The organism is Enterococcus sp. AMC2644 (assembly GCF_058216475.1).
The window spans coordinates 1,456,403-1,467,500 of record NZ_CM177095.1 but is presented as its reverse complement, the minus strand read 5'-3'; the positions used below and the strand labels follow the sequence as shown (position 1 = coordinate 1,467,500).

The 11,098-nt window shown below is 37.9% G+C and carries 8 protein-coding genes, 1 rRNA gene and 1 other annotated feature (1 of these 10 only partly in view); of the genes, 4 read left to right on the top strand and 5 right to left on the bottom strand.

The window, feature by feature from the left end; translation table 11 throughout:
- Window positions 1–1,371 (bottom strand): 16S ribosomal RNA (locus AC4BC5_RS07185); it reaches 187 nt to the left of the window's first position.
- Between the two features lie 706 nt (window positions 1,372–2,077).
- Between AC4BC5_RS07185 and croR the strand changes: the two genes are divergently transcribed.
- The 4 genes from croR (at window position 2,078) to AC4BC5_RS07165 (ending at window position 7,078) form a co-directional block, all read left to right on the top strand.
- The gene (gene croR / locus AC4BC5_RS07180) at window positions 2,078–2,767 is read left to right on the top strand and encodes a response regulator transcription factor CroR (protein WP_490497431.1); all 690 of its coding nucleotides are present in this window, start codon (window positions 2,078–2,080) and stop codon (window positions 2,765–2,767) included.
- The gene (locus AC4BC5_RS07175; RefSeq protein ID WP_490497430.1) at window positions 2,757–3,926 is read left to right on the top strand and encodes a sensor histidine kinase; all 1,170 of its coding nucleotides are present in this window, start codon (window positions 2,757–2,759) and stop codon (window positions 3,924–3,926) included. Before croR ends, AC4BC5_RS07175 begins: the two co-directional genes overlap by 11 nt.
- A gap of 51 nt (window positions 3,927–3,977) precedes the next feature.
- Window positions 3,978–4,179: a binding site (T-box leader), on the top strand.
- A gap of 60 nt (window positions 4,180–4,239) precedes the next feature.
- The gene (gene serS / locus AC4BC5_RS07170; RefSeq protein WP_490497517.1) at window positions 4,240–5,514 is read left to right on the top strand and encodes a serine--tRNA ligase; all 1,275 of its coding nucleotides are present in this window, start codon (window positions 4,240–4,242) and stop codon (window positions 5,512–5,514) included.
- A 109-nt stretch (window positions 5,515–5,623) separates the two neighbouring features.
- On the top strand, window positions 5,624–7,078 hold the full coding sequence (locus AC4BC5_RS07165) for a polysaccharide deacetylase family protein (RefSeq protein WP_490497429.1): 1,455 nt from the start codon (window positions 5,624–5,626) through the stop codon (window positions 7,076–7,078).
- Between the two features lie 276 nt (window positions 7,079–7,354).
- Here AC4BC5_RS07165 and guaB read toward each other — a convergent pair whose 3' ends face one another.
- From guaB to AC4BC5_RS07145, 4 genes are all read right to left on the bottom strand, one after another.
- Window positions 7,355–8,839: an IMP dehydrogenase gene (gene guaB / locus AC4BC5_RS07160; protein WP_490497428.1), complete on the bottom strand. Its 1,485-nt coding sequence runs from the start codon at window positions 8,837–8,839 to the stop codon at window positions 7,355–7,357.
- A 155-nt stretch (window positions 8,840–8,994) separates the two neighbouring features.
- Window positions 8,995–9,687 (bottom strand): DUF1129 domain-containing protein, encoded by a 693-nt coding sequence (locus tag AC4BC5_RS07155; protein WP_490497427.1) that lies wholly within the window; start codon window positions 9,685–9,687, stop codon window positions 8,995–8,997.
- 102 nt (window positions 9,688–9,789) lie between these two features.
- Window positions 9,790–10,902 (bottom strand): redox-regulated ATPase YchF, encoded by a 1,113-nt coding sequence (gene ychF / locus AC4BC5_RS07150; protein ID WP_490497425.1) that lies wholly within the window; start codon window positions 10,900–10,902, stop codon window positions 9,790–9,792.
- Window positions 10,903–10,905: 3 nt separating this feature from the next.
- On the bottom strand, window positions 10,906–11,097 hold the full coding sequence (locus AC4BC5_RS07145) for a DUF951 domain-containing protein (protein ID WP_490497424.1): 192 nt from the start codon (window positions 11,095–11,097) through the stop codon (window positions 10,906–10,908).
- Between the last annotated feature and the right edge of the window lies 1 nt (window position 11,098).

Genomic DNA, 11,098 nt, shown 5'->3' with positions numbered 1-11,098 from the left:
CCGCGATTACTAGCGATTCCGGCTTCATGTAGGCGAGTTGCAGCCTACAATCCGAACTGAGAGAAGTTTTAAGAGATTAGCTTAGCCTCGCGACTTCGCAACTCGTTGTACTTCCCATTGTAGCACGTGTGTAGCCCAGGTCATAAGGGGCATGATGATTTGACGTCATCCCCACCTTCCTCCGGTTTGTCACCGGCAGTCTCGCTAGAGTGCCCAACTAAATGATGGCAACTAACAATAAGGGTTGCGCTCGTTGCGGGACTTAACCCAACATCTCACGACACGAGCTGACGACAACCATGCACCACCTGTCACTTTGTCCCCGAAGGGAAAGCTCTATCTCTAGAGTGGTCAAAGGATGTCAAGACCTGGTAAGGTTCTTCGCGTTGCTTCGAATTAAACCACATGCTCCACCGCTTGTGCGGGCCCCCGTCAATTCCTTTGAGTTTCAACCTTGCGGTCGTACTCCCCAGGCGGAGTGCTTAATGCGTTTGCTGCAGCACTGAAGGGCGGAAACCCTCCAACACTTAGCACTCATCGTTTACGGCGTGGACTACCAGGGTATCTAATCCTGTTCGCTCCCCACGCTTTCGAGCCTCAGCGTCAGTTACAGACCAGAGAGCCGCCTTCGCCACTGGTGTTCCTCCATATATCTACGCATTTCACCGCTACACATGGAATTCCACTCTCCTCTTCTGCACTCAAGTCTCCCAGTTTCCAATGACCCTCCCCGGTTAAGCCGGGGGCTTTCACATCAGACTTAAGAAACCGCCTGCGCTCGCTTTACGCCCAATAAATCCGGACAACGCTTGCCACCTACGTATTACCGCGGCTGCTGGCACGTAGTTAGCCGTGGCTTTCTGGTTAGATACCGTCAAGGGATGAACATTCTCTTCTCATCCTTGTTCTTCTCTAACAACAGAGTTTTACGATCCGAAAACCTTCTTCACTCACGCGGCGTTGCTCGGTCAGACTTTCGTCCATTGCCGAAGATTCCCTACTGCTGCCTCCCGTAGGAGTCTGGGCCGTGTCTCAGTCCCAGTGTGGCCGATCACCCTCTCAGGTCGGCTATGCATCGTTGCCTTGGTGAGCCGTTACCTCACCAACTAGCTAATGCACCGCGGGTCCATCCATCAGTGACGCAAAAGCGCCTTTCAGCTTTCTCTCATGCGAGAAAAAGCATTATGCGGTATTAGCACCTGTTTCCAAGTGTTATCCCCCTCTGATGGGCAGGTTACCCACGTGTTACTCACCCGTTCGCCACTCCTCTTTTCCAGTGAACCGAAGTTCGGCGGAAAAGAAGCGTTCGACTTGCATGTATTAGGCACGCCGCCAGCGTTCGTCCTGAGCCAGGATCAAACTCTCATAAAAAAATTTGAAACAATCTTTCGATTGTTAAGCTCAATAAAAAATTAACTTTGCTAGCTATTGCTTGCTTGTTGTATAACTTCTATCTAATAGAAGTGTCCTACACAATTGGTTCGTTTGCTTGCTTTGTTCAGTTTTCAAAGGTCTACTTTTGCTGTGTTAGCAACTTTTATATAATATCACTTCGACAATCGAATGTCAACTATATTTTAAAAGTTTTTTATTGAAGTGTTTTACTTCTTCACAGCGACTTTGTAATATTAACAAATGAATTGTTATTTGTCAACAAAATTTTTCAGTTATTTTGTTGTGATTACAACGTTTATAACCTCTTCAATTTTGACGACTTCGTTATAATATCATCTGTCATTTACTTCGTCAACTCTTTTTTTCAAAAAAGTTAAAGATTTTTTTGTCGCTTAGGACAAGTAATAATATACCAAGTTTTCTGTTATTCGTCAACAGAAAGAACATTGATATACCAACGTTTCTCATTACATCCCTTTCTTCTCTTTTCAAGACTAATTTCGTTCGTTTTTATAGCGAAATAACCCTTAAATTTTAAAATTATAGATTTATCGTTCGCCTTTATATTTCGTTTGCTTTTACAATTCCTTATATTCTCTAAAGATTAAGTGGAAATTTATCTATTTTCTCTATTTTTTGATAAAATACTATAAAATACTATTGTTCTATAGGAGGATATTATATGAAAATTTTAGTTGCAGATGATGATAAAGAAATTGTTGAACTGATTAGTATCTATTTACACAATGAAGGCTACGAAACAATAAAAGCTTACGATGGAAAGGAAGCTTTATCTAAAGTGCGTACAACGCCTGATATTGAGTTGTTAATCTTAGATATCATGATGCCTGAAGTTGATGGTATGCAAGTTGTAAAAACACTTCGCAAAGAATCACAAATTCCTATTATTATGTTAACTGCTAAAACAACGGATATGGATAAAATTAAAGGATTGGTTGCTGGTGCTGATGACTACGTGACAAAACCATTTAATCCATTAGAAGTAATGGCTCGCGTCAAATCACTTTTACGTCGAACTAAAATGCAAGTTGCTTCCTCACAACCAGATGTTTTAGAAGTAAGTTCATTGATTATTAATCGTGACTCACATGAAGTTAAAACAATTGATGGAAAAGAGATTCAATTAACTGCTTTGGAATTCGGAATCTTGTACTTACTTGCTTCACATCCGAACCGCGTTTTTAGTGCAGATGAAATTTTTGAACGGGTTTGGAAACAAGAAAGTGTCGTATCTGCAAAAACAGTTATGGTTCATGTCAGTCATTTGCGTGATAAAATTGAAGAAGCAACTGGCGGTGAAAAAATTATTCAAACAGTATGGGGAGTTGGATACAAAATAGATGCAAAATAAAGCAGAAAAAAGAAAACGAATCACGCTTACTTCTAAAGAAATCAGTGAACTATTTGCAGAAGCAATTGTCACGATCATTCTATTAATTATCGTGAACATTGCTATCTTGCTTATTCTTTCTTCTATTATAACAAACACACCTGCGTTAAATGAAGCTATCTTTGAATCGCGTAATAGTTTTGTCGAAAATTTTGATACTGAAATCTTTTTAAGTGGAAAAAATATTTTGGTTCCAGTTTTTCTTGTTTTGGACATTGCTTTCTTATACTGGCGATTAATTCGTCGCTATCGTCAAATGCAATTACGACATATTATTAGCGAGCTTCATTATATTGCAGAAGGAAATTATGACCATCGTATTCCGTTTGAACTACGAGGTGATTTGAATCGCGTAGTGAGCAGTATCAATGGCTTAGTCGATAGTACAGTTGCTGCTATCGAAGAGGAACGGAAAATTGAAAAATCAAAAGATGAGTTAATAACTAATGTCAGCCATGATATTCGTACTCCCTTAACCTCCATTATTGGTTATTTGGGACTAATTGAAGATCGACAATACCATTCGGAAGAAGATTTATTGAAATACACGCACACAGCATATATAAAAGCAAAACAAATGAAATCACTTGTTGATGACCTATTTGAATATACAAAAGTGAGACAGCCTAGTGTTCCGATTAATTTAATTAAATTTGATATGGTACAACTTGTTGAACAATTGGCAGCTGATTTTGAACTGGAAGCGAGTAAAAAAGGAATTGATGTACAAACTGTTGCGCAACCGCCACAAATTTTAATGGATGGGGACACCGAAAAACTAGTTCGCGTCTTTAATAACTTATTAACTAATGCTTTAAAATATGGTAAAGGCGCGACGAAAATTGTAATGGAAGTAGAAAAAGTAGGTACTGAGGTCGTGATTACAGTTAAAAACAATGGCAAAATGATTCCAAAGCGAGCATTAGACTCACTTTTTGACCGTTTCTATCGAGTAGAAGAATCACGTTCACAAGAAACAGGTGGTACTGGTTTAGGATTAGCAATTGCTCAAAGCATCGTCGCTTTACACGGAGGCTATATTTATGCTAAATCTTCTCATACATGGACTTCTTTTATTATCCATTTACCATTACACCGCAACAAATTACCACAACCCTAATAACAACGGTTGACGAAAATACAAAATTCAGCTATGCTAAAACCAATTAAATAGAGAATATGCAAAGAACCTAGTACAAAATAGACTTTTAGTTAAGAGAACTGATGGTTGGTGAAAATCAGTAAAAGCTATTTGGGAATCCAGTTCTTATAATGCGTCTTTTGAAAGAAAGAACCTTCCCTCAGGTTACGAGGTCAAGTGCGGCAATTGGCCGAACTTGGGTGGCACCGCGAACAACTATTTCGTCCCAAGCTATTTTGCTAGGGATGAAATAGTTTTTTATTTTATTTATATAACAATAGGAGGAAAAATGATGTTAGATATTAAAATGATTCGTCAAAATTTTGATACTGTACAACAAAAACTAAAGACACGTGGCGTTTCTGAAGAAATTCTCGCTGAGTTTCTAAAATTAGATGAAGACCGTCGTGGCTTGTTAGTTCAAGTTGAAGATTTAAAAAAATACCGCAATGATGTTTCGGCAGAAATTGCTCAATTAAAACGTAATAAAGAAGATGCTACTGCCAAAATTACTGAAATGAAAGAGGTTGGTGGCAAAATTAAAGCCTTGGATGGTGAAATCTCTCAAATTGATGAACAATTGAAAGTTATTGCTACGACTTTACCGAATATTCCACATGAAAGTACACCAATCGGGGCAGATGAAGATGACAATGTAGAAGTTCGTCGTTGGAGTGAGCCTCCACTATTAGATTTTGAAGCAAAACCTCACTGGGAAATTGCTGAAAACTTAGGTATTTTAGATTTCGAACGTGGAGCAAAAGTTTCTGGTAGCCGCTTTGTTTACTATACTGGTTTAGGCGCACGCTTAGAACGCGCATTGTATAATTTCATGTTAGATCAACATGTCTACGAACATGGCTACACTGAAATGATTACTCCCTATGCTGTAAATAGCCAAGCAATGTTTGGAACTGGCCAATTTCCAAAATTTAAAGAAGATGTTTTTCAACTAGAAAACTCTGATTTAACTTTAATTCCTACAGCTGAAGTTCCTTTAACAAACTATTACAGCAACGAAATTTTAGAACAAGAACAATTACCAATTTATTTCACAGCACTCAGCCCAGCTTTTCGTTCAGAAGCAGGCAGTGCAGGTCGTGATACTCGTGGACTAATTCGTTTGCATCAATTCAATAAAGTCGAAATGGTAAAATTCAGTGACGCCAAGCATTCTTATGATGAATTAGAAAAAATGACCGCAGACGCCGAATCAATTTTACAAAAACTAAATTTACCTTACCGTGTTATGGCATTGTCAACGGGCGATATGGGCTTCTCTGCAGCTAAAACTTATGATTTAGAGGTTTGGATTCCAGCACAAGACACCTATCGCGAAATCAGTTCATGCTCTAACTGTGAAGACTTCCAAGCACGTCGAGCGATGATTCGTTATCGTGATACAGATAATAAAATTCAATATGCACACACACTAAATGGTTCTGGATTAGCAGTGGGCCGAACAGTAGCTGCTGTATTGGAAAATTATCAAAATGCGGATGGCAGTGTAACGATTCCTGAAGTATTAGTTCCATACATGGGTGGATTAACAAAAATTGAAAAATAAAAACAGTACCGTAAATGAAAATTTCATTTACGGTATTTTCATTGATTGAATATTTCAATCGTGTTACAGTGGTAGTAATTACTTTTATAAAAATGAAAGAAGAGGGCTTATGACTACAGAAAACACAAAAAATAGACGCAGCGATCGACACTCAGGACAATCACCAAAGAAACTTCCATATTTTCTGTGGATTGCATTTCTTGTATGCGTGCTGATTATCGTCAGTGGTGGAACATATGTAGTGTATGGCAAGATCCAAGAACAACAGCTTCAAGCAAAACTTGATGAAGAGACAACTAATTTAGTTGGCAAAATTGAGCTAGAGCAAGAAAAAAGTGGTGTCGCTAGTGAAAAAAAAGAGCTAAATGACGATACTATCAAAGAAATTATTTATATTCCAAAAGAAGAAAAACTTCCTTATAAAAACACCGAAGAACAACTGACAAAGTTGATGAAACAAGAAATTAAAAAACTTAAACATCCAAAACAAGCCATTGTGGTAGGCGGCGTGGAAAAACAAAAACGGACGGATCATCTTTCTTCTTATGCCTTGAATGTTGACACTTATGATTGGAAATCCGAGGAACAAATATTCAAAAAAGAAAACGAGCGGACCGAAAAACCAATTTATATCAATACAGATACCGGGGAAGAAATTACTTCGAAAGCTTTAATTAGCTCAAATGCTAATTTATTAGGAATTCAGCAAGTCATTCAACAAAAATTATTGGATGATGCAGAGAAACCACAAGATATTTTAGATGCTGTTTTAGATTTACCCCGTATTAATTTCGAAAGTACGACGTATACACCAGAACATTTAGAAGTAACCTTACCGGAAAATAAGACTGGTATCGATAAACTGACACTTAATTATCGTGATGTGCAATCATTTATTCAAACAGATTTAGTCGATCCAAATCAGTTATCGGAAGAAACAACTGCTTTAGATCCGAAGAAAAAATATATCTCTTTAACATTTGACGATGGTCCTGGTGGAGATACAACACCGCGTTTGTTACAAATATTGGACGAAAAAAACGTAAAAGCAACCTTCTTTATGCTTGGACAAATGGCAGAGGAATTCCCTCAAGTTGTCAAAGAGGTTCATGAACAAGGACACGAAATTGCTAGTCATTCCTATTCGCATCCACAACTAAATGCACTTCCCGATGACAAATTAAAAGAGCAAGTTCGTCTAACAGATAAAGCAATTTACAAGGCAGCAGGTATTCTACCACGTACCTTGCGTCCTCCGTATGGTGCTATTGATCCTAAATCTGCCGAAGTCGTTGGCAAACCAATTATTCAATGGGATATTGATTCTTATGATTGGGATTCAAAAAATACACAAGCAGTGATTGACCGCGTAAACCAAACCGCGTTTGAAGGTGGTATTATCTTAATGCATGATATTCATCCAACAACTATTGATGCAGTAGGAACCGTTATTGATAACCTTCGTGCACAAGGATATGAATTTGTGACAGCTAGTCAATTACTCGAACAAAAAGAAAAACCATTGTATCAATACTTTGGTCAAACAGATGCACGTGAAATTTAACTAATAAAAAACGGACTCTATAATCTATGGGACGGAAAAATCAGTATTGATTCTTCCGTCCCATCTTTCATAAAGAACCACAAGTTGTGGTTCTTTATCGACTGTTTGAACATAAGAATCTTTGTATTCAGCCAATTGCTTGAAGTAAAGTAAGAAAAAATTCAGAACAGACCTCTTCACGTTCCATTTTGGATGTCCTTCAATCTAACTCGTCAGTTCTTATTGACAAAAAACGAAAACCGCTGTTTTCTTAATCCAGAAAACAGCGGTTTATTTTTATGATTCGATTGAATAGTTTGGAGCTTCTTTAGTAATTTGTACATCATGTGGATGAGATTCTTTCAATCCGTTACCACTCATTTGGATAAATTGCGCATTGTCGCGTAATTCTTTCAAGTTGGCTGCACCAACGTAACCCATTCCAGATTTTAAGCCACCCATCATTTGGAAGATAATATCTGCGGCACTTCCTTTGTATGCTACACGACCTTCGATACCTTCTGGAACTAATTTATTAGCCTCATTGACGCCACCTTGGAAGTAACGGTCGCTTGATCCTTTTTCCATCGCACCCAATGATCCCATTCCGCGATATGTTTTAAAGCGACGACCTTGGAAAATTTCAAATTCACCTGGAGATTCATCTGTCCCAGCTAACATACTACCTAACATTACGGCAAAACCACCTGCCGCTAAGGCTTTTACGATATCACCAGAATATTTAATTCCACCGTCAGCAATGATTGCTTTACCATATTGGCGAGCAACTGATGCTGCATCATAAATGGCTGTTAATTGAGGAACACCCACACCGGCAACGACACGTGTTGTACAAATTGAACCAGGTCCAATTCCGACTTTAACAACGTCCACACCGGCATCATATAGAGCTTTGGTTCCCTCGCCAGTTGCTACATTTCCAGCAATTAAAGTTGCTTCAGGAAACTCTGCACGAATTTCTTCAATTTTACGTAATACACCAGCGCTATGACCATGTGCTGTATCAATAACAATTGCATCGGCACCAGCATCTAATAAAGCTTGTGCACGTTCGAAAGTATCACTTGTTACACCAACTGCTGCGGCTACTAATAGACGACCATGCTCATCTTTAGCTGCATTCGGGAACTCAATTACTTTTTCAATATCTTTAATGGTAATTAAACCACTCAAAAGACCTTTTTCATCAACGATTGGTAATTTTTCGATTTTGTGTTGTTGCAAGATTTTTTCTGCATCTTTTAGAGAGGTTCCAACAGGGGCAGTCACTAAGTTTTCTTTCGTCATAACATCAGAAATTGGGATATTATAATCTGTTACAAAACGCAAATCACGGTTAGTCATAATTCCGACTAATTTTCGATTTTCCATTGTTTCAACAACAGGAACACCACTAATACGATAACGACTCATTAATTCCTCTGCATCAGCCACTAAATGATCCGGTGTTAAGAAGAACGGGTCAATAATAACTCCACTTTCAGAACGTTTTACTTTACGTACTTCATCGGCTTGTGCTGCAATACTCATATTCTTGTGAACAACACCCAGGCCACCTTGGCGTGCCATCGCAATCGCCATCTTACTGTCTGTTACGGTATCCATACTGGCACTAATAATTGGAATATTCAATTTGATATTCTTAGCTAATTGAACACTCATATCAACATCATTTGGCAATACATGACTTTCAGCAGGTATTAGCAATACATCATCAAAAGTCAATCCTTTTTTCACGAACTTTGTTTCCCAGTTGGACATTTTCGTAACCACTCCTCAAATTTTTATATTTTAATGAAAATAGCAAAAATTATGCCATAAGTCAACTATTCAAAATAAAAAGATTAAATAACTAAGAATTAGGTAAGAAAAAACGAACAAACAACCCCATCTTTCTCAGAAAGGGTTGTTTATTGTTATTTTCGTGGAACAGATAGACTTCCCACGATATTATATTTTTTCTTCAAGTAATAACGTAATCCAATCGCTGCGGCTCCAATTACTGCTAAAACAATTGGGTCAAGTACAATATTGATTGATCGAGGTAAAATTGATGTTACTGCAATTGTCGCAATCCATAAGAAGAATGAGCCAACTAAAATTAACATAACTTTCCACATTTTCGGACGTTGTGATTTGTCTGCACCTGGACGTTCATATTGATACATATATTTGTACATTACATAAAAGACCCAACCACCGACCATCGACATCGAAATGAATGTGATAATACCATAGACTTGTGCACTATCACGAGCAAAGAGACCCATGATTCCCATCATAATACCGAAAATACCTAAGATTAATAAGGTATTGTCTAACCACATCATCACGGGTGATGTTTCTTTGATTTCTTCTGGTTTATTTAAGATTGCTTCTGTTCGTTCAGAAACCGTTCCAAACAATTGGCGAGCTGTACGTCCACCTTTTTGTTCTTTAACCAAAACAGGTAATATTTCATGGAGCGCAATCGATTTTTCTTCTTCAGATAAATTCGCTGCTTCAAGTGATTTTTTCAAATCAAAAATATACTGTTGGTTTCTTTTTGTTAATTGTTTTTCTAATTCACGATTTTCTGAAACATATCCTCGTAGAGTTTCTGGTTCCATGACTCTCGGTTCTCCCTTCGCCTTCCCTAACAACATTTCCACAGGCTATTTTAACATATTAGTTCCTTGCTTTGGTAGCCCTTTAATGCAAAAATCGCTAGTTTATACATTAAAGCGGAATAACATAACATCGCCATCTTGCACAACGTACTCTTTTCCTTCTAAACGAACACGTCCAGCTTCTTTGGCTGCTTGCATATTTCCATACTTATCTAAATCTTCAAAAGAAACAGTTTCTGCACGGATAAAACCACGTTCAAAGTCAGAATGGATAATACCAGCTGCTTGAGGCGCTTTAATTCCTTTACGGAAAGTCCATGCGCGAACTTCTTGTTCACCAGCAGTAAAGTAGGTTGCTAAACCTAACAAATCATACGCGGCACGAATGAGTTGATCCAAACCAGATTCTTCAATGCCTAACGCTTCTAAGAATTCCACTTTGTCTTCTTCATCTAACTCAGCAATTTCTTCTTCCGCACGAGCACTCACGATAATTACTTCGGCATTTTCACTAGTTGCAAATTCACGTACTTGTTTTACATATTCATTGCTGTCAGCATCAGCCACTTCATCTTCAGAAACATTGGCTACGTACAACACTGGCTTAGTTGTTAATAAGAATAGTGATCGAACAATTTTTTCTTCTTCCGTTGTAAAATCAATCGTACGGGCAGATAAGCCTTCTTCTAAAACAGGTTTGATTTTATCCAAAACAGCTAGTTCAGCTAATGCATCTTTATCTTTTGTTTTCGCCACTTTTGCAACACGCGTATAACGCTTATTAACTGAGTCTAGATCAGCTAAAATTAATTCTAAGTTGATTGTATCAATATCTGCTAACGGGTCTACAAAGTCCGCTTCACGGTTTTGTTCACGCATAATATTTTCATCATCGAAACAACGAACAACGTGACAAATAGCATCAACTTGACGGATATGGCTTAAAAATTGATTTCCTAACCCTTCTCCTTTACTAGCACCTTTTACAATTCCAGCAATATCAGTAAATTCAAAAGTTGTTGGTACAGTTTTTTTAGGATGAACCAATTCAGTTAATCGTTGTAAACGCCAGTCTGGTACTTCAACCATCCCTACATTCGGATCAATAGTTGCAAAAGGATAGTTCGCTGCTTCTGCACCAGCTTTTGTAATCGCGTTAAATAAAGTTGATTTTCCTACGTTTGGTAAACCAACGATTCCAGCTGTTAATGCCATGTTTTATTCACTCTTTCTCTTTTTTTCTAAAATTTTCTTCATTTTCTTTTCAAATTCGCGACGTGGTAACATCACAATATGTCCGCATTTTTCGCATTTAATTTTGATATCTGCGCCCATTCGAATAATTTCCCAACGGTTGGTTTGGCATGCATGCGGTTTTTTCATTTCTACTTTATCACCTAAGTCATACATA